The organism is Pseudomonas sp. TE3899, from assembly GCF_056279105.1.
In genome coordinates, this window is record NZ_JBWBQR010000001.1 from 4,190,957 (window position 1) to 4,215,288 (window position 24,332).

Annotated in this window: 19 protein-coding genes and 1 pseudogene; 8 read left to right on the plus strand and 12 right to left on the minus strand. The window is 61.9% G+C overall.

Going from position 1 to position 24,332, the window contains the following annotated elements; translation table 11 throughout:
- Positions 1 to 44: 44 nt before the first annotated feature.
- The 4 genes from ACZ89E_RS19195 to ACZ89E_RS19210 are packed head-to-tail and all read right to left on the minus strand — an operon-like array spanning position 45 to position 2,333.
- Positions 45 to 599 (minus strand): DUF4136 domain-containing protein, encoded by a 555-nt coding sequence (locus tag ACZ89E_RS19195; RefSeq protein ID WP_463259295.1) that lies wholly within the window; start codon positions 597 to 599, stop codon positions 45 to 47.
- A 55-nt stretch (positions 600 to 654) separates the two neighbouring features.
- Positions 655 to 1,269, minus strand: coding sequence for a DUF4136 domain-containing protein (locus tag ACZ89E_RS19200; RefSeq protein ID WP_149660684.1), 615 nt, complete (start codon positions 1,267 to 1,269; stop codon positions 655 to 657).
- Positions 1,270 to 1,281: 12 nt separating this feature from the next.
- Entirely contained in the window at positions 1,282 to 2,031 is a 750-nt protein-coding gene (locus ACZ89E_RS19205; RefSeq protein ID WP_149660683.1) for a methyltransferase, read from the minus strand.
- Positions 2,031 to 2,333, minus strand: a complete 303-nt coding sequence (locus tag ACZ89E_RS19210; RefSeq protein WP_017336358.1) for a MazG-like family protein — start codon at positions 2,331 to 2,333, stop codon at positions 2,031 to 2,033. The genes ACZ89E_RS19205 and ACZ89E_RS19210 overlap by 1 nt, the downstream gene beginning before the upstream one ends.
- A gap of 294 nt (positions 2,334 to 2,627) precedes the next feature.
- Here ACZ89E_RS19210 and ACZ89E_RS19215 point away from each other — a divergent pair, with 294 nt between their 5' ends.
- Both ACZ89E_RS19215 and ACZ89E_RS19220 read left to right on the plus strand, forming a co-directional pair.
- Positions 2,628 to 2,921 carry a hypothetical protein gene (locus ACZ89E_RS19215; protein ID WP_133839339.1) on the plus strand — a complete coding sequence of 98 codons (294 nt, stop codon included), beginning with the start codon at positions 2,628 to 2,630 and terminating at the stop codon, positions 2,919 to 2,921.
- Between the two features lie 156 nt (positions 2,922 to 3,077).
- Positions 3,078 to 4,427, plus strand: coding sequence for an MATE family efflux transporter (locus ACZ89E_RS19220; protein ID WP_476256253.1), 1,350 nt, complete (start codon positions 3,078 to 3,080; stop codon positions 4,425 to 4,427).
- Here ACZ89E_RS19220 and ACZ89E_RS19225 read toward each other — a convergent pair.
- From ACZ89E_RS19225 to ACZ89E_RS19255, 7 genes and pseudogenes are all read right to left on the minus strand, one after another.
- Positions 4,421 to 5,297 (minus strand): annotated as a pseudogene (locus ACZ89E_RS19225) (alpha/beta hydrolase). The gene ACZ89E_RS19220 and the pseudogene ACZ89E_RS19225 overlap by 7 nt on opposite strands.
- Before the next feature lie 18 nt (positions 5,298 to 5,315).
- Positions 5,316 to 6,113: a DUF4123 domain-containing protein gene (locus tag ACZ89E_RS19230; RefSeq protein ID WP_149660680.1), complete on the minus strand. Its 798-nt coding sequence runs from the start codon at positions 6,111 to 6,113 to the stop codon at positions 5,316 to 5,318.
- Complete coding sequence (locus tag ACZ89E_RS19235) at positions 6,110 to 7,420, minus strand: type VI secretion system Vgr family protein (protein ID WP_476256254.1); 1,311 nt, start codon at positions 7,418 to 7,420, stop codon at positions 6,110 to 6,112. Before ACZ89E_RS19235 ends, ACZ89E_RS19230 begins: the two co-directional genes overlap by 4 nt.
- Positions 7,421 to 7,653: 233 nt before the next feature.
- The gene (gene speA, locus ACZ89E_RS19240) at positions 7,654 to 9,567 is read right to left on the minus strand and encodes an arginine decarboxylase (protein ID WP_149660678.1); all 1,914 of its coding nucleotides are present in this window, start codon (positions 9,565 to 9,567) and stop codon (positions 7,654 to 7,656) included.
- A 217-nt stretch (positions 9,568 to 9,784) separates the two neighbouring features.
- A complete protein-coding gene (locus tag ACZ89E_RS19245; protein ID WP_123599678.1) occupies positions 9,785 to 10,156 on the minus strand; it encodes a translation initiation factor Sui1 in 372 nt (123 codons plus the stop codon).
- 281 nt (positions 10,157 to 10,437) lie between these two features.
- A complete protein-coding gene (locus ACZ89E_RS19250; protein ID WP_476256255.1) occupies positions 10,438 to 10,995 on the minus strand; it encodes an NUDIX hydrolase in 558 nt (185 codons plus the stop codon).
- Between the two features lie 3 nt (positions 10,996 to 10,998).
- Positions 10,999 to 12,066 carry a DUF2333 family protein gene (locus ACZ89E_RS19255; RefSeq protein WP_149660676.1) on the minus strand — a complete coding sequence of 356 codons (1,068 nt, stop codon included), beginning with the start codon at positions 12,064 to 12,066 and terminating at the stop codon, positions 10,999 to 11,001.
- A gap of 290 nt (positions 12,067 to 12,356) precedes the next feature.
- On the opposite strand from ACZ89E_RS19255, the gene gcbA reads away from it, so the two are divergent.
- The 6 genes from gcbA to accC all read left to right on the plus strand — a co-directional run bounded on the left by gcbA (position 12,357) and on the right by accC (position 20,424).
- Positions 12,357 to 14,027, plus strand: coding sequence for a diguanylate cyclase GcbA (gcbA, locus tag ACZ89E_RS19260; protein WP_054044020.1), 1,671 nt, complete (start codon positions 12,357 to 12,359; stop codon positions 14,025 to 14,027).
- 955 nt (positions 14,028 to 14,982) lie between these two features.
- The gene (locus ACZ89E_RS19265; protein WP_375538919.1) at positions 14,983 to 16,026 is read left to right on the plus strand and encodes a methyl-accepting chemotaxis protein; all 1,044 of its coding nucleotides are present in this window, start codon (positions 14,983 to 14,985) and stop codon (positions 16,024 to 16,026) included.
- A gap of 197 nt (positions 16,027 to 16,223) precedes the next feature.
- Positions 16,224 to 17,978 carry a protein-disulfide reductase DsbD gene (locus ACZ89E_RS19270; protein WP_476256256.1) on the plus strand — a complete coding sequence of 585 codons (1,755 nt, stop codon included), beginning with the start codon at positions 16,224 to 16,226 and terminating at the stop codon, positions 17,976 to 17,978.
- 131 nt (positions 17,979 to 18,109) lie between these two features.
- On the plus strand, positions 18,110 to 18,565 hold the full coding sequence (gene aroQ / locus ACZ89E_RS19275) for a type II 3-dehydroquinate dehydratase (protein WP_149660672.1): 456 nt from the start codon (positions 18,110 to 18,112) through the stop codon (positions 18,563 to 18,565).
- 24 nt (positions 18,566 to 18,589) lie between these two features.
- Positions 18,590 to 19,051, plus strand: a complete 462-nt coding sequence (gene accB / locus ACZ89E_RS19280; RefSeq protein WP_054044024.1) for an acetyl-CoA carboxylase biotin carboxyl carrier protein — start codon at positions 18,590 to 18,592, stop codon at positions 19,049 to 19,051.
- 17 nt (positions 19,052 to 19,068) lie between these two features.
- Positions 19,069 to 20,424: an acetyl-CoA carboxylase biotin carboxylase subunit gene (gene accC, locus ACZ89E_RS19285; RefSeq protein ID WP_054044025.1), complete on the plus strand. Its 1,356-nt coding sequence runs from the start codon at positions 19,069 to 19,071 to the stop codon at positions 20,422 to 20,424.
- A gap of 74 nt (positions 20,425 to 20,498) precedes the next feature.
- Here the strand turns inward: accC and ACZ89E_RS19290 are convergent, their stop codons facing one another.
- Positions 20,499 to 24,134, minus strand: coding sequence for a hypothetical protein (locus ACZ89E_RS19290; RefSeq protein WP_476256257.1), 3,636 nt, complete (start codon positions 24,132 to 24,134; stop codon positions 20,499 to 20,501).
- Positions 24,135 to 24,332: the final 198 nt, after the last annotated feature.

Here is a 24,332-nt window from a genome sequence, read left to right on the forward strand (position 1 = left end):
GACGTCTTCGCGAGCAAGCTTTGCTCCTGCAGGGATTGTGGGGTTTATCGGGGTGGGTAGTTGGCCAGGATCCGGCCCACGGTTTCGCGCACGGCATTGCTGCGATCTGCCGGGTTGGGCGAGCTGCTGAGGATTTGCTCGTCGCTGCCGCGCCACACCAGTTTGCCGTCCTTGCCGTCGAGCAGGTCGATCTGGATGGTCGCCACTTTGTAGCTGACGTTGCGCGTTTCGTTGTACATCGGGCCGCCCCAGTAGCCGTTCCAAGGGCCGCCCCAACCGCCGCCGTAATTGGTGGTCACTTGTTGCTGACGGTCTTCGACGATCAGGTAGGCCTGCACATTCACATCACCCTTCTGGCCCCCGGCGGCGGGACGCAAGCCGCGTTGATCGAGCTGATCGGTCACCGCCTGACGGATGCGCTGTTCGGTCAGGTCGCTCTTGATGCGCGGGTCATCGGGGCGGTATTGCAGGGCGGGTTCTTTCCAGCTCCAGCTGCGATAGGCGGCGAAGTCGCGGCTGGCGTCGAAATCATGGTTGACCTGGTGGGCGCAGGCACTGAGCAGCACGGCCACAGCCAGTAATACGAGAGGGCGGAACATGATGGTTCTCCGATTGAAGACATGAACCTGCGCAATGCTTCTTATCTACAAGAAGCTAACTGGGAGGATACGCCGACATGGCCTTTTCCACAGCCTCCCGAATCGCATCGACGCGCTGGCTTTGATTGCCCTGGTTCGCCGTTTCGGCGCTGGCGCTCCACACCGGTTGACCGGTGCCGGCGTCGAACAGATCGACACGCACCACCACAACCTGTTCCGAATAAGTGCGCACGATCGGCACGGTTTCGTACATGCCGTAACCGCCGCCATATCGGCGGTAGCCGCCATACCCGCCGCCGTAATATCCATAGTCGTCCTGAACCTGGCGCAAGCGGGTTTCCAGATGCAGGTTGGCGCTGACCAACAGGTCCGCCGGGCGATTATCGTGCAAGGGGCGCAAGCCGCGCTGATCGAGGGCGCTGCTGACCGCTTCGGCCACTTGCGCCGAATCCGCCCAGGCCGAACCCGGCGGCAGTTGCCCGTTGAGCCAGGCCCAACTGCGGTAACGCCCGTAGTCCCGGGGCGGCGCCGGGTAGGCGCTGCGGTCGAAGGTATTCGCCGCTTGCGCGGGCGCCGGCGGCAAGGGGTTGGACGTCGCCACATACGGGTTGCTGCCCTGGCAGGCGGCCAACCCCAGACACATCAGCAGTAACCCTGAACGCGCGTTCATGTTGTTCTCCGATCAGATCGGCCGACAGATCCAGTGCAAGTAACGCCCAAGCCCGGCAAAGCTTGGGTGGCGACGGTGGGCCAGTTCCATTTCGAGCAAGTCCACCAGTTCGGCGCGGGCCTGGAATTCCACCGGCATGTAGTCGTGAAAAACCCGCACCCCACTTTGGGTTTCGACCTGCCACAGACCTTCAAGTTGCGCCGCCAGTTCCCGTGGATCAAGGGGCTGTTGCGGGGTCAGGCTCTGCTTCTCACCGGCCATGTCGTTCTTGCGCATTTTGCGGAAGTGGCCCTTGAGCAGGTTGCGGTAGATCAGTGCGTCGCGGTTATAGAAGGCCAGGGACAGCCAGCCCTCCTTGGTCGTGAGTTGATGCAGCACCGGCAGGATCGCGTGGGGTTCGGCGAGCCATTCCAGCACGGCGTGACACAGCACCAGGTCGTAGGGTTCGGTGAGCTGGCCGAGCAAATCCTGCCACGGCGCTTGAATGAAGGTCGCGCTCTGCCCGGCGTCGGCGAAGCGTTGGCGCGCGCCTTCGAGCATTGGCGCGGCCGGTTCGGCGAGGGTGACGTCATGCCCGCGCTGGGCCAGCCACAGCGACATATGGCCGAGGCCGGCGCCGATGTCGAGGACGCGCAGCGGACGGTCCGGCAGGGTTTCCGCCAGGTCGGCTTGCAGCACCGCCAGGCGAATCGCGCCTTTGGCCCCGCCGTAGATTTTTTCCGCGAAGCGGGTCGCCAGTTGATCGAAATGACGGTCGCTCATCAGCTGAACCGCCGTTCGCTGTCCGCGAGTTTGCTGCGCACCACTTCGTTCATGTCCAACCCCAACTCGCTGCACAGCAATAAGAGATAGAGCACGATGTCGCCGACTTCCTGCCCGGCGTGGGCCAGTTTGTCGGCGGGCAATTGGCGGGACTGGTCTTCGCTCAGCCACTGGAAGATCTCCACCAGCTCGGACATTTCCACGCTCGCGGCCATGGCCAGGTTTTTCGGGCTGTGAAATTGGCGCCAGTCATTACGGTCACGGATGGCGTGCAGGCGTTCGGTCAGTTCAACAAGGTTCATCGGGCTCTCCTGAAGGCGTATAGCTTCGGGGGGATGGCGGGTGAAGGCAAGTCCCGGAGATTGCGCGCTTTTCCATGGGTGTCGAACCTGTGGCGAGCGAGCTTGCTCGCGTCGGGCTGCGCAGCGGCCCCTTGGGTGAGTGCTGCGCACTCAAGCGGGAGCAAGCTCCCTCGCCACAAAAGCCCTGCCACAGGGGCAAGTCAAACCCTCTATGCTAGTAGGGAACTCGGCACTACGATCCGCGGCCCAAGTCAGGCGCGGCAACCTTGCCACCACCATCATCAGGACGCCCACATGCAGGTAGAAAGTTTCTTTGAATGGCTCGGCCAGGCACTCGGTTCGGTCATCCGCTTTATCGTCGACGGCCTCAGTGGCCTGTTCAATATCCTCAGCCATGCCGGCAGCAACTTTGTCGAAGGGCTGTCCCGGACGCTGGGCATGGACACCTCGATCATCAGCATCATCGCGCTGATCATCGGGCTGATGCTGTTGTGGTCGGCGATCCGGGCGTTCATGAATGCGTCGATCATCATGGGGATCATCTGGTTGTTGCTGGGGCTTTGGTTGTTGAGCTGGATCATCCACTGACACCCCTGATCATTCCCACGCTCTGCGTGGGAATGCAGCCCCGGACGCTCCGCGTCCCTGACGACGTGACGCAGAGCGTCACAGGAGTCATTCCCACAGAGCGTGGGAACGATCACGCAAACTGTCGCTACAATGCCCGCTCCCCAAGGAGCCCGCATGTCCAACCTGATCGCCGACTGGCGCGACCGCCCGACCCACCGCAAGGTCTGGGCCCTCGCCGCCCCCATGATCCTCTCGAACATTTCCGTACCGCTGGTGGCGCTGGTCGACAGCACCGTCATCGGTCACTTGCCCCACGCCCATCAACTGGGCGCCGTCGCCGTCGGGGCCAGCCTGTATACCTTCCTGGCCTGGGGCATGGGTTTTCTGCGCATGGGCACCACCGGTTTTGCCGCACAGGCCGCCGGGCGCGGGGATGGCGCGGCGTTGCGGCAGATTCTGTTGCAGGGCCTGCTGTTGGCCATGGGCCTGGCCATCGTGCTCGGGGCGGCGGGGATTCCGTTGAGCGGCGTGGCGCTGCACTTCATGCAACCGTCGGCCGAGTTGGATCAACTGACCCGGGAATTTTTCCACACCCGTTTGTTTGGCCTGCCGGCAGCGCTGGCCAGTTACGCGCTGGTCGGCTGGTTCCTCGGCACCCAGAACGCCCGGGCGCCGCTGGCGATTCTGCTGGGCACTAACCTGGTGAACATCGCGCTGAACCTGTGGTTCGTCCTCGGCCTGGATTGGGGCGTGGTCGGCGCCGCCCGGGCCTCGGTGATTGCCGAATGGACCGGTGCGCTGATCGGCCTGTTCATGACCCGCAAGGCCCTGCGCGCCTATCCCGGCCACATCGCCTGGGCCGCTCTGGCGCTGTGGCAGAGCTGGCGCCCGCTGCTGGCGGTCAACCGCGACATTTTCATCCGAAGCCTGGTGCTGCAATCGGTGTTTTTCCTGATCACCGTACAAGGCGCGCGGCTGGGCGATGCCACGGTCGCCGCCAACGCGCTGCTGCTCAACGGTTTGTTATTGACCGCCCACGCCCTCGATGGCCTGGCCCACGCCGTGGAAGCCCTGTGCGGCCATGCCATCGGCGCGCGGGATCGCGATGCTTTGCGCCGCTCATTGGTGGTGGCCGCCGGTTGGTCGTTGATCGCCAGCCTGGGCTTTGCCGCGCTGTTTCTGTTCGCCGGGCATCTGTTCGTCGAGATGCAAACCAACATCCAGAGCGTGCGCGACACCGCGTTCGTCTACCTGCCCTACCTCGCCGCCCTGCCGCTGATTGCGGTCTGGAGTTACCTGCTGGACGGGTTGTTCATCGGCGCCACCCGCGCCCGGGAAATGCGCAACGGCATGCTGTTGACCATGCTGCTGTTGCTGCCCTTCGCCTGGGCGTTGCAAGGTCTGGGCAACCATGGGCTGTGGATCACTTTCCTGCTGTTCATGTTGCTGCGCAGCCTGACGCTTGGCGCGATTGCCTGGCGCTTGCGCCAGAACGATGGCTGGTTTGCCGGCCGCGTTCACTGACTCGGCGTGGATTTGACGAAAGACGTGACCTCATCCAGCACCGGCGCCAGGCCGCGCAGGGGCCGGGACAGCGTCGCCACCAGCGTGGCGTGGCTGGTGCGGGCATAGTATCGATCCTGAACCGCAACCCCGGCCGCCCGCAGTTTGTTCGCCAAGCCGCCGGTGTTGCGGGTCGGGTTGACCACGTCATCGTCCTTTGCCGCGATTAACAAGGCCGGCGGCGCCCCGCGACTGATGTGATTGATCGGCTGTGACTGCGGCGGTGAATCTGGCCAGAAAAATACCGGGCGCACCTCGGGATTCTTGATCGGCAGAAAATCATACGGCCCGGCCAGGCCGATCCAGCCACGCAGATCATGGGGCGACATGCCCACCGCCTCCAGCAACGGAGGCTCCAGCGCCAACATCGCCACGTTGTAGGCCCCCGAACTGTGGCCCATCAGGAACATCCGCTCAGGGTCCCCGGAAAACTCACGAATGTGGTCGTGGGCCCAGGCTACGGCTTTGGCGCAGTCCTCTAGAAACAGCGGATAACGCACCTGTGGATACAAACGATAATCCGCCAGCACCGCGACGATGCCTCGGGAGGCCAAACGCCTCGCCGACAAAGCTGTAATCGCTGCGTGAACCGCTGTTCCAGCTGCCGCCATAAAAAAACACCACCACCGGCGCGTTTTTCACCGGATACCGGGGCACATACACATCGAGTTTTTGCCGTGGATCACCGCCATAAGCAATGCCGTCGGTCTTGTCGAAAGTGCCGTCAGGGGTGAGGGCATTGAGCATTTTCAGTGGCGAACAGGCAACCACCATGGCCAGTAAAACCCCGCCGATACACGCTTTGAACAGTCGTCGGATTGTGTTCGCCATATCGGTGACATCCTCGTGTCAGGGTTGATCGCCCTGCCAGCGATTGCGCAGGTAATCGAGTCGTTCCTGCTGGGTCTGCCCCGGCAAGGGTTGCGCGGGCAAAGCGCCCGGACACTGCAAGCGTAGCCACAACCAGCCATCCAGTACCGGCCGTTCACTAAAGCCCAGCGCCAGGCCTTCCTGCACATGGGACCACAAGCGGTTGTACTCAGTGCCAGTGGATCGGCTCCAGTGCCAGGCATGTTGCTCCAGCACACAGGTTTGCAGCTTTTCTTGTTGGCGCGGGCTGAGGTTTTCTTCGACCGCCAGCGGGCTGACCGCCAGTCCCGGATTGAGCAGTTTCTGCCAGCCCTGACTGCCAATGGCCCGATCGGCCCAGGTCCCGCCGAACCAGCGCAACTGGCTGATCGGGCCGAGCCAGCGGCTCAGCTCCTCGGCATCACAGGCATCAAAGAAGTAGCTGGCGCAGTGCGGGTTGTAATAGCTCAGCAGCGCCCGGTGATGCAGGCCGAGCGACACCGTGAGCATGCGCCGCAAATGCGCCAGCAGCAGGGCCACCGACGCCTCGCTGACCAGCAGCAAACCTTGCCAGGTGTGGGGCTCGCTGTAGCAAAACTCGATCAGCGCCGGGCAGTCCCGCAGTTCGATCAGCGCCGGTCCGTGCTCGCGCAAGGAATGCAACTCGGTGTCTTCGAACAACCAGCACCAGCGCACATCGGTGAATCGTCGCCGCAGCATGGCCGCCGCGCCAGGCGCACCGGGTACATCCAGCAACAGCCATTGCGAGGTCGGGTCTGGCGTCTGGACGCCGATCATGCCGCACCGCTCTGGCCAAACAGCGTTGCCGCCCGACAGGTGCAGACCTGCTCCCGACAATGACTGAAACTACCGCCGCCCGGCAGCAGGCAGAGCAACAGCAAGGGTTCGCTCGATCGCAGCAAGGCCAGCAAACCTGCTGATTCAGGCTGCACCGCGCTCGTCACTTCAGGTTCATTGACGCACGGCGGGCCTTGCAGCAACCCGGTGATCAACGGCTGGTCCGGATCGCCCTCGATGAAACTGACCACCACCTCGGCCCCTGCCCTCCATTGCGAGTGGGCGGCATTGTTCAGTTCGGGGGCCAGGGGCAGCCAACAGTGATCCGGTTTTGCGCCTTCGCCTTGATAGAGCCAGTCGAACTGCACCGCTACGGGACGCGCCGGATCGGGTTGGGCCTCCTCGACATCGACGACCCAGGCCCGTTGCAGGCTGAGCATCCGGGGTTTCGCCGGCCCATGGGTGGCCACCCAGGGCGCCTCCCATGGCACGGCGCGAATCGTGTTGGCATAGGCAAACAGCGGCTCCTGGCCGCCCCGGTGCTCAACCTCAATCAAGCGCCACACATCATTCCACTCGTTGACCGGATGGCCGGCCAGCGGCATCAACTGACCACTGCGCAACGTCGTCAGGGTTGTCCGGCCCTCGGCGACCGGCGCCGCGTTCACACCAACTTGCACCTCGAACCGAGACACTGCGCACGGCTCGCTTTCACCCTGGAACACCAGCGTTTGCCCATGGCGCGAGGCCCCCTGATCGTCACTGATGATCAAACAGTGCCCTCGGCTGGAATGCTCGAAGTGGTAGTGAAGACGCTCTTCGGCGCACAGACGCTGGAAAAATTGCAGGTCCGATTCGCGGTACTGCGTGCAGAAATCCCGGGGCGGGTAATCGCTGCTCAAGGCCAGGCGCCAGTCCTTGCCGGCAATCCCATGCTCCTTGAGCACCTGCCCAAGAATCTGCGGCACCGAACGCCCGCTGAAGATGCGCTGGCTGAAGCGCTGGGCCAGGCACGCCAGTTTCGGCCGCAGACGCACACGACACAGCCGGGACAAGGTGCCATGTTCACGCTGGACGAGTTCATGCAATTGCCCGTGGATACCGGTGCCCGAGGCTTCGAACTGCAAGAACGCCCCGCGATACAGCAGGCTGGCAAGGTCGAGTGTCGGGTCATCGATCAGCAGGTCCACCTCGAACACAAACGGTTCGCTGATGGCTTCACTGCCGGTAAAGGCCAGGACCTCAAAGGCGTCGGGCAGGCCCGCTACGTCCAGACGAAATGACGGCTCGTTGACTGGATCGAACATCGGCGATTCTCTACAGGAGGGGCGGCCGGGGATTCTCGCCGAGAGACATGGCCGAGTAGAGTGCCGAAGTACAACTTAGGAAATGACCTACGCGAAAAGAAGACCACATCGCTTTAACAACCGTCGATGTGAGTCATTTCGCTTGGAAAGAGAGAAATGTCGCACCGGGTCATCTGAAATTTCCGCAGCGTGCGGAACATTTTCAGACAACCCGATGGGAACAGTGCCTTACCTCAAGAAGACAGGTAAGACGAGCGGGTCAGGCCCAGGCGCAGCGCGTCGAGGAACTGGGTGCGCTCGGCGGCAGTGATGCGCGCACTGGCGCACTTGTCGCGGTAGTGGGTCATCAACTCCTCCGGCGACAAGTGCACGTAGCGCAGCATGTCTTCGATGGTGTCGTGAGTCTCGATCCCGGCGTGGTACACGCTGCCGTCGGCGTTCTGGTAGATGTTCACCGAGTCGGTGTCACCGAACAGGTTGTGCATGTCGCCGAGAATTTCCTGGTAAGCGCCGACCAGGAAGATCCCCAGCAGGTAGTCTTCACCTTCGTTCAGGCCGTGCACGGGCAGGCTGGTTTCGATGCTCTGCTCGTCGACGTATTGTTTGATCTTGCCGTCGGAGTCGCAGGTCAGGTCTTGCAGCACCGCACGGCGCATCGGCTCTTCGTCGAGACGGTGCAGCGGCAGGATCGGCAATACCTGGCCGATGGCCCAGGTGTCCGGCAGGCTCTGGAACACCGAGAAGTTGCAGATGTACTTGTCGGCCAGCTTGTCGTTGAGTTCGTCGAGCACTTGGCGGTGCGAACGCTGACGCGCCTTCAACGAGTTGTGCAGACGACGGCAGACCGCAAAGTAGCACTGCTCGGCCAGGGCTTTTTCCGCCAGGGTCAGCTTGCCATCGGCGTACTGGGCGGCGATGTCGCTCATGTAGTGCGTGGCGCGCCAGTAGGTTTCGGTGACCATCTCGATGTCGGTCGGGCCCAGCAGGTCAACCAGCCACTGCACGGTTTCCGGCAGCTCTTCCTTGTTCTCGATCTTCGGCACGTCGTCGTTGTGTTTCTCGACGTCGGTCACTTGCACCACCAGCATCGCGTGGTGGGCGGTCAGGGAGCGGCCGCTCTCGGAGAAGATGTTCGGGTGCGGCAGGCTCTGCGCGTCGCAGAATTCCTTGAGCATCCCGACCACGACACCGGCGTAGTCGTCCATGTCGTAGTTGATCGAACTGGCGTTACGCGAGTGCGTACCGTCGTAGTCCACGCCCAGGCCGCCGCCGACGTCGATGTGGTCCACCGGCAGGCCGAGGTTGCGCAGTTCGCCGTAGTAGCGGATCGCTTCCTTGAAACCGTGCTGGTAGTCCGCCAGGTTGGCGATCTGCGAGCCCATGTGGAAGTGCAGCAGGCGAATGCCTTGATCCAGGCCCGCAGCGCGGAAGCGCTCGACCACGGACAGCAACTGCGCCGCCGACAGGCCGAATTTGGATTTCTCGCCGCCGGTGTCCGCCCACTTGGACGAGGCCAGGGACGACAGGCGCACGCGCAGGCCAACCTGTGGCTTGACCTTGAGCGAGGCGGCTTCTTCGATCACCAGCTCAACTTCGGACTCTTTCTCGATCACGATGAACACGTTGTGACCGAGCTTCTGACCCATCAACGCCAAGCGGATGAACTCGCGGTCCTTGTAGCCGTTGCAGACGATGGTTCCGCCCTTCGGCGCCAGGGCCAGCACGGCCAGCAGCTCAGGCTTGGAACCGGCTTCCAGGCCGATGGACACGTCCTGGGTGGCAATGATGTTCTCGATCACCGCTTCTTGCTGGTTAACCTTGATCGGGTACAGCGCGGTGTATTTGCTCTGGTATTCCAGGCGCTCGATGTTGGCGTCGAAGGCGCCGGTCAGCTGACGCACGCGGTCTTGCAGGATATCGGGGAACCGCACCAGCAATGGCAAGGACAAACCGCTTTTGCGCAGTTGGTCGACTTGCTCGAACAGGTCGATAGGCGAACTGGTCGGACCGTTCGGACGAACTTCGACGCGACCGGCGTCATTGATCGCGAAATATCCGGCCCCCCAATGGCGGATCCCGTAAACACTGCGGCTGTCCGCAACTGTCCATTGGCTGCCATCGTCTTTGCGTGTGCGTCTTACGGACATTGAAGTCCCCTATAAAGAAGTCATAGAGCGTCGCCTGGGTTCAGGCCGGCGCAGTCTAAAGAATGAAAATGACGGTTCGTCAACGAGGGGATAGACCTCGCTGAGCGCAGTGAGTTTAGAAACCAGTCAGAACAGGCTCTGTGAAAACCATGTAGGCGACGCCGGACCGAATGAAATCAGGACCGGATCAAGCCGAGGGTGGTTTTCACAGAAGCTGCTAGCCGCCGGACTTCTTGGCCTTGAAACCCAGCTTGATCAGCTCGGCCAAGAGTAGCTCGACATGATCGCCCTGGATTTCGATGATGCCGTCTTTCAACGCCCCACCGGTGCCACAACGCTTCTTCAAGGTGGTCGCCAGGGCCGTGAGCGCATCCAGAGCCAACGGCACGCCGGTGATGGTGGTCACCGTCTTGCCGCCACGGCCCTTGCTTTCGCGACGCACGCGAGCAATGCCGTCGCCGGCCGGGATCACGGTCTGTTTGCAGATACAGGCGTCCACCGGCTTACTGCAATCCGGGCAATGACGACCTGCGTCGGTGGAAAATACCAGGCCACCTAGGGCGGCGAAGGATGCGGCTTTTTTGGCCACCGGCAATCCTCTTGGGAGGACAAAGACTGGCCGCGGCAACCCGGGAGGGCGCCATCGACCGCGAAGCCCCACTCAGGCAGGGGCAGCGCTACTGAAACGGTACAGACCTGTAGGAGCGAAGCTTGCTCGCGAAAGCGGTGTGTCAGGTACATCCATTCCGGATGTGCCGCTGTCTTCGCGAGCAAGCTTCGCTCCTGCAAAGAGCCATGTCGGTTCAGCTTGAAAAGGTCGCGCAGTGTAACGGCAAAAAGCCGACTTGCTAAGAGCCAATCGGCGCCAATTTATGGCTCTTTTGCGACGTCGGTTTGCTGAGCCCGCAGATAACGCTTCAACGCGGCCAAAGAGTCCGGGCAGTAAGGCTTTTGCTGGATTTCCAGCATCACCTGATCGATCGGGATAAAGCGCGCTTCAAGCACTTCTTCCGGCTGCAGGATCAACGGGCCGTCCCACACCGCCGAAAACGCCGAACACCACAGCCGATTGCCGGTGTCTTCGAAGAAAAAATGGTCATGGGCAGTCAGTTCCACACCGCTTACCCCCAGTTCCTCTTCCAGCTCTCGGGCGGCCGACTCGGCGTAGCTCTCGTTGACCTGGACCATGCCCCCCGCCGCCACGTCCCAGTAACCGGGATAAATGGCTTTGCTCAGGGTGCGCCGGTGTACGCAAAGTTCACCGGCCGAGTTGAACAGCATGATGTAGGTGCCGCGCCCGATCAGCCCGCGTTCGCGCAAGTCGCGGCGGACCAGGCCGCCGAGCAGGTTGTCCTGCTCGTCGACCCAGGCGATCTGTTCGGCATCCGAGGCCGCGCGATGGGCGGCCTCTTTGGCGTTATCAACCATGAATCAGCCCTGGTTCAGCAGTTGACGCAAATCGATCACCGCCGCGTTGGCCCGGGAAATGTAGTTGGCCATGACCAGCGAGTGGTTGGCCAACACGCCGAAGCCGCTGCCGTTGAGGATCATCGGGCTCCAGACCGGCTCTTGGGAAGCCTCCAGTTCACGGATGATCTGGCGCACGCTGACCGTGGCGTTTTTCTTCGCCAACACGTCGGCGAAGTCGACTTCGATGGCACGCAACAGGTGGGACAGGGCCCAGGCCTGACCGCGTGCTTCGTAGAACACGTTGTCGATCTGCATCCACGGGGTTTCGACGATTTCTTCGTCAACCTGCGGTACCTGGCCCGGCACCACCACTTCGGTTTTCAGCGAGGTATTGAGCTTGACCCGGCCAACACTGGCCGACAGGCGTTGCGACAACGAACCCAAACGGGTGCCGACATCGCCCAGCCAGTTGTTCAGGTTGTCGGCGCGGGCATAGAACAACGCGTTTTTCTGCGACGGATCGGACAGGCGCGCCTGGTAGCGGCTCAGGGAATTGATGCCTTCCTGATACTCCGACTCACTGGACGGCAAGATCCAGCTCTTGTTATCGAAGTTGAAACGCGGCTCGGCCTTGGCCAGGTCCGAGTCTTCCGCCGACTGCGATTGCGAGCGGGCGAAGTCTTTACGCAGGGCGCGGGTCAGGTCGCGGACCTGCACCAGCACGCCATATTCCCAGCTCGGCATGTTGTCCATCCACAGGCCCGGCGGGAAGCGGTCGTTGGAAATGTAGCCGCCCGGTTTGGTCAGCAACGTACCGGCGACGGTCTTGAGGGTTTCCACCGTGGTGTAGCCGACGACCATCTGCTTGCCTTGTTGCTCGGCCGCGACCTGGGCATTTTGCTGGACCGGAAACAGCGCAGGCTCTTCGCTCCAGTACCAGCCAAGGCCGATGGTCACCAACAGGTAAATGGCAATCAGGGTGGCCAGCGCCCGGCTGAACAACAGGCCGCTGACGTAGCTGCGGGTGGCCGATTTCGGTTCAGCGGCACGTTCGGGTGCGCTGCCCGCGCGGTTCTTCCAGTCCAGCATGGCGATATCCTTTCAATCACTTGAGTTCATCGGTTCGACCACAACCCTACGCCATCGTGCCGCTTTTTACCGCACCTCAATCCTGCGGGAAACAACGAGCCATACAATCGCGGCGATCGAGGCGCCACTATAAATGAAGCACAGCCCTGGAGCCTATGCGACCAGTCGGTCAGAAACTGAATGAGGTCGCTTTGCAGATTATTGACGTACGACACTCATGTGACGGAAAAGAGGTGCTAGCATAGAGCCACCAGTCGATCTCAGCATGCACCCTAACTAGTAGTCAGGATATGACCGAGCCAGAAGACCCCAGCCGTGAGCGCCTCAAGCACCACTTTGCCCAGCGGGTAATTCATCAGGCACGTCAAATTCTTGAGATATGGCAGCGCCTGCAACGCAGCGAGTGGTCCACCACCGATTTGTCCGAGCTGAGCGAGGCCAACCTGCGCCTGCTGCGCTTTGCCGAGCGTTTCGAACAACCGGAACACTCGCAACTGGCGCGCCACATCGGCCAGTCGCTGGAAGCGGTGGACGCCAATCGCGGACGCCTGAGCAGCGGCCTGATCACTGACCTCAACCGTTTGATGCAGCGCCTGTCGCGCACCGGCCTGCGTCACGGCGATCAACTGGACCAGACGTTCCTGCCGCCGCTGCGCAAGCCGATCTACGTGATGTTGCAGGATCACGACCGGGCCGAGCGGCTGGCCAAGCAACTGGAATTCTTCGGCCTCAGCGCCCAGTCCCTGGACAGCGTCTCGGCGTTTCGCTCCTCGATGGTCGAGCGCTTGCCGGCGGCGATTGTCATGGATGTGGACTTCAGCGGCCCCGGCATCGGCCTGAAACTGGCCGCCGAAGCCCAGGTCGGCCTCGACGAACCACTGCCGCTGTTGTTTTTCAGCCTGCACGAAACCGACACCCCGACCCGGCTCGCCGCCGTGCGCGCCGGCGGCCAGGAATTCCTCACCGGCACCCTCGAAGCCTCGAGCCTGCTGGAGAAGATCGAAGTCCTGACCTGCGTCGCCCAGTACGAACCCTATAAAGTGCTGATCATCGACGACTCCCGCGCCCAGGCCCTACACACCGAGCGCCTGCTCAACAGCGCCGGGATTGTCACGCGTACCTTGATCGAACCGATCCAGGCCATGGCCGAACTCGCGGATTTCCAGCCCGACCTGATCATCCTCGACATGTACATGCCGGCCTGCACCGGTACCGAACTGGCCAAGGTGATCCGCCACAACGACCGTTATGTCAGCGTGCCGATCATTTATCTGTCGGCCGAGGACGACCTGGACAAGCAGCTCGACGCCATGAGCGAAGGCGGCGACGACTTCCTGACCAAGCCAATCAAGCCCCGGCACCTGATCACCACCGTGCGCAACCGCGCCGCCCGTGCGCGTAACCTTAAGGCGCGGATGGTCCGGGACAGCCTCACCGGCCTGTACAACCACACGCACATTCTGCAATTGCTCGAAGACTGCTCGTTCCGCGCCCGTCGCGAGAACAAGCCGTTGAGCTTTGCGATGCTCGACATCGACCACTTCAAACGGGTCAACGACAGCCACGGCCACCCCATGGGCGACCGGGTGATCAAGAGCCTGGCGCTGTTTCTCAAGCAACGCTTGCGCAAGACCGACTTCATTGGCCGTTATGGCGGTGAAGAGTTCGCCATTGTCATGCCGGACACCGATGTCGAATCGGCCCACAAGGTGCTCGACGAAATCCGTCAGCGCTTTGCCGAAATTCACTACCCGGCCCAACCGCAAGACCTTTGGTGCACCTTCAGCGCCGGGGTGGTGGAGCTGCGCGAAGATTCCGACAGCCTGATGATGGCCAGCCAGGCGGACGAGGCGCTGTACCGCGCCAAGGATGCCGGGCGCAACCGTGTGCAGGCCGCGCGGGCGTCAAAGCAAAGTGCCACTTTTTCATCGGAATCCACTGAGTCGGTCATAACCCTGTAACACAAACGCAATAAATTCAGGCGCTTACCATTCTGCCGTCGGTAGACCCGTTATGCGCCTGAAGCTGCTGACCAATCTCAATACTCTCCTGCTGATCGCCGTGTGCGTCGCCCTCGGCGCCACACTGTGGTGGTCGCAAAAAGCCCTGGAGCGCCCCTATCTGTTGATGGAGCGCTACCTCGGTTTATCCCAGCAGTTTCAAAATGAAGTGGCGCGTAACGTCGAGGATTACCTGTCCAGCGGCGATGCCTTGCGCTTGAGCAGTGCCGGCCAGGCCATCGATGGCCTGCAAAAAGAACTCACCGAACTGCCCCCGACCTTGGCTGAGTCCTTGCGCCCGAGCCTGTCGAGCCTGGAAGAATTCAGCAAGACCGACCTGCTGGCCGCCGGCAAACTTGCGGGGGATCCGCAAGCGCTATTACTGCAAGCCGAACGGGAGCTGGGCGCCAGCCTCGATCAGCTCAGCCAGTACGCCAGCGCTAACGCGAGCTACCTGACGCCGTTGCTCACCGCCTCCCAGCACTTGGGCAAGCTGTCCCTGGCCCGGGACAAACTGGTCAGCAGCGGGCGCAGCGAACTGGCCGCTGATGTCGAGCGCGAGGTCACCAGCATTCGCGCCCAAGCGACGCAACTGGATGCGTTGCCGCTGCTTGGAGTGACGGCCAGCGTGGAATCGAGCAGCGACGATTTCAACGCGATGATGGGCCTGGAGAACACCGAAAAAGCCGTGGCCGAAGATGCCGGCGTCGGCCTCAAGCGTGAATTGAACGGCCTGCTCACCCGCTACCCGGCGGAACTGGCGCGCACCCGCGATCAAATTCAAAAACGCGCCGACCTGAGCGCCGCCACGCACCTGAAAATCGCCGCCGCGCAACAAGCCATCGCCGGCCTGGAACCGGTGGTACGCGCCCAGCACGGGCAGATCCAGGGCGAAGTGCGCTTGATGCAAGGGCTGATGATCGGTCTGATTCTGCTGATCGCACTGTTGATCGACACCCTGCAACGCCGTTTGGCCCGAACCCTGACCAACCTCGCACCCGCCCTGTCGACCTGGGCCGAAGGTGACTTCAGCCAGGACATTCAACTGGGCAAGACCAACCGCGAACTGCATGACATCCAGGCCTCGCTCAATCGCTTGCGTGCTTATCTCGTGGACTTGGTAGGGACCATTCGCCTCAACGCCGAACAAGTCGCCGGCAGCAGCCGCACCCTGGCCGAGTTGAGCAACGACCTGCACAGCGGCGCCGAACACCAGGCCGGCGACACGGCGTTAATCCGCGACTCCCTGGGCGAACTGGAAGCCACCATCCAACAAGTGGCCGGCGATGCCAGCCAGGCCGCCGACGCCAGTCGCCATGCCGGGTTGGCGGTAGAGCATGGGCAGAAAGTCATCGGCTTGAGCCTGACCGGGCTGCATGCGTTGGTGGGCGAGGTGCAAGGCAACGCACAGATGATCGAACACTTGGCCGAAGAGTCGGCGACCATCGGCGGCGTGCTGACGGTGATCCGCTCGATTGCCGACCAGACCAACCTGCTGGCCCTGAACGCGGCCATCGAAGCGGCGCGCGCCGGGGAAATGGGCCGTGGTTTTGCGGTGGTCGCCGAAGAAGTGCGCTCCCTCGCCCAACGCACCGCCGGTGCCACCGCCGAAATCCAGACCTTGATCGCCGGCCTGCAAACGGCAGCGCGGCAATCGGTGGAAGGCATGCGCGCGCAAGTCGAACATGCCGAAGCCACGGCCAATCAGGCACAAGACGCGGATGGGGCGCTGGATAAAATCGTCGACGCGATCCAGACCATCGCCGACACGGCGGTGCGCATTGCCGATGTCACGGCGCAGCAAAGTGGCGCGGTCAGCGAGATTCGCGATCACAGCGAGCGGATTCATCAGTTGGGTGGGGATAATTTGCTGAGGATTGGTGAGGGGCGTGAGCAAGGGGAGAATTTGTTGGTGCTGGGTGGGCGGCTTCACACCGCCGTCCAGGCCTTCCGCGTCTGATTAATGATCGTTTTCACCGCGCGTGGGAATGATCGGGGCACCTGTAGGAGCGAGGCTTGCCCGCGAAGAACGATAACGCGGTCTGCCTGATGTACCGCGTAATCGTTCTTCGCGGGCAAGCCTCGCTCCCACAGGTACGGCGGCAATCCGCGTCGCTGTCCGCTATCATGCCCCCACGTCCAACACGCGAGATTGTCATGCGCCGTTTGCTTTGCCTGCTGCTGTTAGTGCTCGCCCTGCCGGCCTCCGCCACCGGGTTGCTGGACAGTCGGCCCAGTTCGACATTGGGTTCGATCAACAACAGCGCCGATTTCCTGCCGGTGCGCGAAGCCTTTCAGTTGAGCCTGGTAGACGGCACGCCGCAATCGATCAAGCTGCGCTTCGTCGCCACCGAGGGTTACTACCTCTATCGTCACCGTTTCCAGTTTCGCGCCGATCCGGCGGATGTCGTGCTCGGCGCGGCGCAACTGCCCGACGGTGAAAAGAAGCACGATGAGTACTTCGGCGATGTCGAGGTGTACCACGGGATTCTCGATGTAGAACTGCCGCGCACCGATCAACGACCGTTCACGTTGGTGGTGACCTATCAGGGCTGCGCCGACAAAGGCCTGTGCTATCCGCCGGAAACCGAGCGGTTGAGCATTGATGGCAACGGCGCGGTGGTTGCCGATCAAGTCGCCCCAACGGCGGCAAACTGGAGCTGGCGCGAACTGGCGTTGTTCTTCCTCGCCGGATTGGGCCTGACGTTTACGCCCTGTGTGCTGCCGATGCTGCCGATCCTGTCCAGCGTGGTTCTGCGCGGCCAGATTGGCGGGTTGCGCGGCTTCAATCTGTCCCTGGCCTACGTGCTGCCGATGGCCGCGTGTTTCGCCCTGCTCGGCGCGCTGATGGGGATGTTCGGCGCACAACTCAATCTTCAGGCCCGCCTGCAATCGGCCTGGGTGCTGGTGCCGTTCGCCACATTTTTTGCGGTGTTTGCCCTGGCCATGTTTGGCGTGTTTGAGCTGAAACTGCCGCACTTCATCAGCAGCCGACTGGACCGGATTGCCGGGCGCACCGAGGGCGGTTCGTTGTGGGGCGCGGCGGTGTTGGGGGTGGTTTCCAGCCTGTTGGTATCACCTTGCGTTTCCGCGCCATTGGCCGGTGCGCTGCTGTACATCAGCGCCAGCGGCGATGCGCTGGGCGGCGGATTGAAACTGTTCGTGCTGGGCCTGGGCATGGGCACGCCGCTGTTACTGGTAGCCACCGGCGGTGCGGCCTGGCTGCCGAAAAGCGGCCCGTGGCTGGTCTATGTGAAAAACGCGATTGGCGTGTTGTTGCTGGCGCTGGCGATTGGTTTGCTGAGCCGCGTCGTACCGGGCCAGGTCACCTTGCTGCTGGTGGGTTTGCTATGGGGTGGCGTCGGCCTGTTCCTGGGCGCGCTGGAGTTTGTGTATAAACCGCCGCGAAAGCGCCTCGGGCAATTGCTCGGCCTGTTCCTGCTGTTTTACGCGATGGCCTGCTGGTATGGCGCTTTCAGCGGCCAGGGTGACTTGCTCAACCCGCTGGGCCGCACCGTGGTTGCCAACCAAGTGCAAACCAGCAACGCCTGGCAAACCGTCAGCACCCCCGCCGACCTCGACCGTGTCCTCGCCGAAGCCAAATCGTCCGGCACTCCGCTGTTGCTGGACTGGTATGCCGACTGGTGCATCAGTTGCAAAGTCATCGAGCACGAGGTGCTCAACAACACCAAAGTCGTCGAACATCTGCAGGGTTATCGATTGATCCGTTTCGACATCACCGCCAGCAATGCCGAGCAACGCACCCTCCTCGACCGCTACAAGCTGTTCGGCCCGCCCGCGCTGATGTTTTTCGGCAAAGACGGCGCCGAACGTGCCGATGTGCGAGTGATCGGCGAGATCAATGCGAAAGACTTCGCCGAACGTGTCGTCAAAGCGAATGACCGGATTTAATCACTCGGTCATATATTTCGCGCAAACATCGGCCATCGTGCTGGCTATTGCATAGAACTGGACAGTCACAAAGGCTTTGCGGCATAGTCGCCGGGTTCTGACAATTGCACACAGATAACAAGGAACAGCAGATGGCGACGCTACTGGTTCTGCACGGACCCAACCTGAACTTGCTCGGCACCCGCGAACCGGGCGTCTACGGGGCGACCACCCTGGCGCAGATCAACCAGGACCTGGAACGCCGTGCCCGTGAAGCCGGCCATCATTTGCTCTACCTGCAAAGCAACGCCGAGTACGAATTGATCGACCGCATCCACGCTGCCAGCAGCGAAGGTGTGGACTTCATTCTGATCAATCCAGCAGCTTTTACTCACACAAGCGTCGCATTACGTGACGCGCTGCTGGCGGTGAGCATCCCATTCATCGAAGTGCATTTGTCTAACGTGCACAAACGCGAACCTTTCCGCCATCACTCTTACTTCTCCGATGTAGCGGTGGGAGTGATCTGCGGCCTTGGCGCCAGCGGTTATCGACTGGCCCTGGAGGCCGCCCTGGAACAGCTTGAAACACAAGCTAAACGCCCCTGACCGACCCTTGGGAGTTGATGATTCATGGATATCCGTAAAGTTAAGAAACTGATCGAATTGCTGGAAGAGTCCGGCATCGACGAGCTCGAGATCAAGGAAGGCGAAGAGTCCGTTCGCATCAGCCGTCACAGCAAGACCCCGGCTCAGCAGTACTACGCTCCTGCGCCAATGCACGCTCCGGCCCCGGCACCTGTTGCCGCTGCTCCGGTGGCTGCTGCCGCCCCTGCTGCTCCGGCCGCCCCCGTACTGAACGGCACCGTTGCCCGTTCGCCTATGGTCGGCACCTTCTATCGCAAGTCTTCCCCGTCCTCGCCATCCTTCGTTGAAGTGGGCCAGACCGTGAAGAAAGGCGACACCCTGTGCATCGTTGAAGCGATGAAGATGATGAACCACATCGAAGCTGAAACCAGCGGTGTGATCGAATCCATCCTCGTCGAAGACGGCCAGCCGGTTGAGTACGACCAACCGCTGTTCACCATCGTTTGAACCGCGGAGAGACTTTGATGACTGCGAAGTTGGAAAAAGTTCTGATCGCCAACCGCGGTGAGATCGCCCTGCGGATCCTGCGTGCCTGCAAAGAGATGGGCATCAAGACCGTCGCCGTGTACTCCACGGCAGACAAAGAGCTGATGCACCTGGGTCTGGCGGACGAATCCGTCTGCATCGGTCCGGCATCGGCTGCAAAGTCTTACCTGCACATTCCGGCGATCATCGCCGCGGCTGAAGTGACCGGCGCTACCGCTATTCACCCAGGCTACGGTTTCCTCGCGGAAAACGCCGATTTCGCCGAACAGGTCGAGAACTCCGGTTTCGCCTTCATTGGCCCGAAAGCCGACACCATTCGCCTGATGGGCGACAAGGTATCGGCCAAGCACGCCATGATCGCAGCCGGTGTTCCAACCGTTCCGGGTTCCGACGGTCCGCTGCCGGAAGACGAAGAAACTGCCCTGCGCATCGGCCGTGAAGTCGGCTACCCGGTGATCATCAAGGCCGCTGGCGGCGGTGGTGGTCGCGGCATGCGCGTTGTGCATAAAGAAGAAGACCTGATCTCCTCGGCCAAACTGACTCGCTCCGAAGCTGGCGCGGCGTTCGGCAACCCGATGGTCTACCTGGAAAAATTCCTGACCAACCCACGTCACGTGGAAGTCCAGGTGCTTTCCGATGGCCAGGGTCACGCGATCCACCTGGGCGACCGCGATTGCTCGCTGCAACGTCGTCACCAGAAAGTTCTCGAAGAAGCGCCGGCACCGGGCATCGACGAGAAGGCTCGTGCTGAAGTCCTCGCCCGCTGCGTCAAGGCGTGCATCGACATCAACTACCGTGGCGCAGGCACTTTCGAGTTCCTGTATGAAAACGGCGCGTTCTATTTCATCGAAATGAACACCCGCGTTCAGGTTGAGCACCCGGTATCGGAAATGGTCACCGGCATCGACATCGTCAAGGAGATGCTCAGCATCGCCGCTGGCAACAAGCTGTCGTATACCCAGGAAGACGTCGTCATCCGTGGTCACGCACTTGAATGCCGAATCAACGCCGAAGACCCGAAAACCTTCATGCCAAGCCCAGGCACGGTCAAGCATTTCCACGCCCCAGGCGGCAACGGCGTTCGCGTCGATTCGCACCTGTACAGTGGCTATGCCGTTCCGCCGAACTACGATTCGTTGATCGGCAAGCTGATCACCTACGGCGCAACCCGTGACGAAGCCCTGGCGCGCATGCGCAATGCGCTGGACGAAATCGTTGTCGACGGGATCAAGACCAACATCCCGCTGCACCGCGACCTGGTCCGCGATGAAGGCTTCTGCAAAGGTGGAATCAACATCCACTACCTGGAACACAAGCTGGCTAACCAGCATTAAGATGTGATCCAGACCAACAAAGCCGCTTTCGAGCGGCTTTGTTGTTTCTGCTTTATGCGTTTCCCGACAGCGCACTACACCTGCGGGCTCTCCTGGATTGTCATGCCCATGAGGTACTCGGCCCAGGGATCACGCCCACTGATCGCATCCTCCAGGCTTGGCGTGCTGGCGGCCGTCAGGCGCAGTCCCAGACTCGCCGAGAACAGGCTGTTGCTCAGCACGTCCGAGGCCAGGCTGCGGATTCGGAATGACGTCATGGTTTGCGGCACGTCCAGGGTGCTGGCATCCGCGGCGGCCTGTTCGGGGGCCAGCGTCATGGCGCCGAACTTTTCCAGAGTGACCGTAGACGTCACGCCAGGCTTGGGCATCGCCCCGGTTTCATAAGCGGCCCAGTCAAGCGGCAACAAGGTCGGGGCGCCGGCGGCGAGCGGTGAACCGGGCGTCGCCGAGCCAAGGGAAGTCGGTTCGGCGTACCCGCGCAAACGCCGGACATTCAAGTCCTCACGCTCGACGACGAGCCATTGCCGGGGGAAAAACTCGTAGACGCAATCGGCAAAGGCTGGGTGCTGGCACAGCACCAGGATGCCGAAACGCCCCCGCGTCACCGTACCGGCCTGGGACTGACTGACGAAGAACAGCGTCAGCGCGCCATATTCCAGACGCTTGCGATGCCTCAGCGACATTAGCGACAGGCTGTACCGCAGTGCCTGCACATGCGCAGCCCACAGTTCGGTTTCACGGGTGACGAAATCCTGGCCGTACGCCGTATTGACGTCGTTCAGCAAATGGAACTGCCGGGCCATGCCCGGATAATCGAGGGTGTCACTGGTGGAGGTCCAGCGGTTCGAGCCCGAGGCCAATAGCCCGGCCAGGTGCAAATCGACTAACGAAGCCTGCTGGACGCCCGGCCCCACTGCGGTGTCTCCCGCCGCCGTCGGATCATCCGGCAGCCGCGTCAGGACCTTCCTTTCCAGCGCCTCATTGCCCGGGTAAACCCGGCGCAAATCAGCCAGGGCCATCTCGCGGCGAGTGACGGGCACACGGTGGAACGAGTCAATGGTTGTCTGGAGCCCCTCATACTGAGCCAGCAAGGCGGCCTTGCCCCTGGCGAGTTCCGACGATGTGAACACCTCACCGTTTTTGGGCAGCAAACCATTGGCCCGTGCCCAGTCGATCACCGGGCCGGAAAATTCTTTCAACTCCCAGTACTGCGGCTTGATCGACTTCAGCCGGTCGCCGCTCATGATGCTGTCGAACGTCAGCCGGCGCGAAGACCCGGGGTACTTCCCCTCCAGGTACGCGACACAGTGCTTGAAATGCACCCAGACCTGGCCGGACATATAGGCCATTGCTTCAGGAATATCCCGCACCAGGAACTCAGGCGCGATACCACTGAGCAACAGGTGCGCGGCCAGCGGCGCGCTGCTGTTGCCGATCCCGAAGTCAGCCACCAGCCGTTGCTCGATGACGGCCAGGAGATTGCCATAGCCGTCCGCCCAGAATGCCTCGTCCGCCAGGTCAATCCCGGCAATCCGGGTCCTGCTCTGCCCGGCCAGCGGATCAAGACTGAGAATCGCCGCCGCCAGCACCAGCGAGTGACGACCAGCGCGGGTCGCGGCGTGACGGGCCTGCTCGCCATGCCAGGTCACGGCCCGGGACAGCGTGTCCGCCAGTTTTTGCGCCCGCGGGCACGCGAGCATCTGCGAGACCAGCAGATCAGCCTCGGCCCGTACGCTCTCACTGGACTTGCCCCTCACCAGTGACTGCGCAAGGTAGTCGAACAACGGGCCATCAATCCCGCCCATAAACTGCGCCGCCGCATCGCGCACCTGCTGGCGCTGGGAAGCTGAAAGCACAACGGTGACGTCGACCCTTTTCAGCACTGACCAGTAATACAGCGAAGTGCCGATCCTCGGCATGAAATGCTCGGGCTCTTCAATGATCTGCAAGCGCCGGGATAACAAGGGCGACGACACGGAGGCAAATGGCCCGCCCAGCGCATTCCAGTACTCCACCGACGGGCGCGGGCGCAATGGCACCCCACGCAGTCGCTGCGCCATGACTAGCGCCTCTTGCGCCGTGACCGATGGCGCGAGGCTGTAGAACTTCAGCATCTGCTCCAGCGTCACGTTGCCATTGGATCGAAGGGCGCCACCGGTTCGACGGGCAATCGCCGCCAGGGACTGGAACTTGCCTGCCAGCACAGCGACGGCGTTCACCGCCGTGTCCAGATCGGCCCAGGTACCGTCCAGCTTGAGACCACCGACATAACCGGAACTGCTCACCAGCACATGACCGGCCGGATCCAGTTGCCTGGATCGGACGATGCTTTTGAATTCATCCAGCGCCATTACCGCCAACAGTTCTTGGCGGCCAGCCTCGGTCAACTCCGACAGCGGCGAATCAGGGTCGATGGCGACCGTCACCGCGCCAGTGGCGACAGCGGCGCTATCCTCCAGGCCGCTGCCCAGGCGCTGGAGTTCGAAGCCCATCCAGTAGCGGTTATTGAGCAAGCCCAGGTAACGCCGATGCCTGAGCAACGCTGCGGTGGAATGGGCCGACGCATGGACATAGGGTGTGAAGGTATCAGGCTCCTGACACAGGTCGACGACCAGCGCCCGGACCTCATCCACATCCGTCGGCGTCTCGCGTTCATAGGCCCGTAGCACGACAGCCAGGCTGAAACAGCCATCGGCATGCACGTTGGCGCCGAGTTTCTGCGCCAGTGCAGCGAGCTCACGCAAATCACCGGCCACCTCCGGCGCCGAGAGCCGGTCGGCCGCCACGGCTTTCGGCACGGCAAACCGGTCGACTTCCATGAGCGTCTTCTCGACCAGGGAAAAATAGTAGCCGGCCGGCGTCGGCAAGCGCCCCACATTCAATTTGATGCTCAGGCCCTGGAGCAGACGCAGCGCCGAATTCATTGCTTGCGACAACATCGAGCCGGAATCCAGTTTGATGCGCCGCCGATAAGCTTCCAGGAAATCGTACTCCCCCGTGCTCGAGAGCTGATCCTGCAGCGCTCGTTCCAACTCGCGGGCCACCTTCGCGCAATCCTTGAGTTGTTCCGCCTGCTCCACCGACACGGAGGTGGAAATATGGCCACTGCTGTCAATCACCGGAAAGCCGGACAATCGGCGCAATTCGTCAATCAGGACATGGGCCTGGGGGCGATTGGCCGGCAGCGGATAGCCGTGGAAAGCCAGGGTCGCCGCCAGGGAAAACGCATGGCTGGAAGCTGTCGATGGGTCCCGCAAACCAAACGGATCAATGCCGGCGGGGTCGATGATCCGCGCCACAGCGTTGATGGGGTCCGCCACCCGCCACCAACCGGAATCATCGTGCAAGGCCATGACCTTCGGGGTCGTGACAGCGTCTTCAACGGCGTTCACATACAACGTCCCGTCGTGCACCCGCAGGCTCTTGAGGTCCAGATGACGTTCGGCCGCCCAAGCCAGGAATTCAGGGTGCTGGATGGCTTTGAGGTACACGTCCAGCCATTGCCACAGCATGCAATTCTCGGGGAGGGCAAAGGTATCGGGCATTTCATACCGGATCGACTCCCGAGCCACAGCGGCCGACAGGCAGTCGACCAGCACATTGATGAGCGCGCGGTCGCCCTCGTCGCCCTTGACCTGAAAATCCGCCAGCCGGATCGAGTCCAGGTCTTTGCCGGCCACCGGCCCCTTGATAAACAAATGTTCTTCCATGAAAAAAGTACCGCTGCCAGGTCCCCAGGTATTGGGGCGCCATGAATGACCTATGTTCGTAAAGCGCACCATCGGGCAAAAGAGGACGATTCAAGACGAGCAGTGAGATGAGTCCGCGAATTCGTAAGGAATTGTTCCGTCGACAGGTCGGAATCCGCCCGCGCGCCCGCCTCACCGCAATCCGGTCGTCTTCTGCTG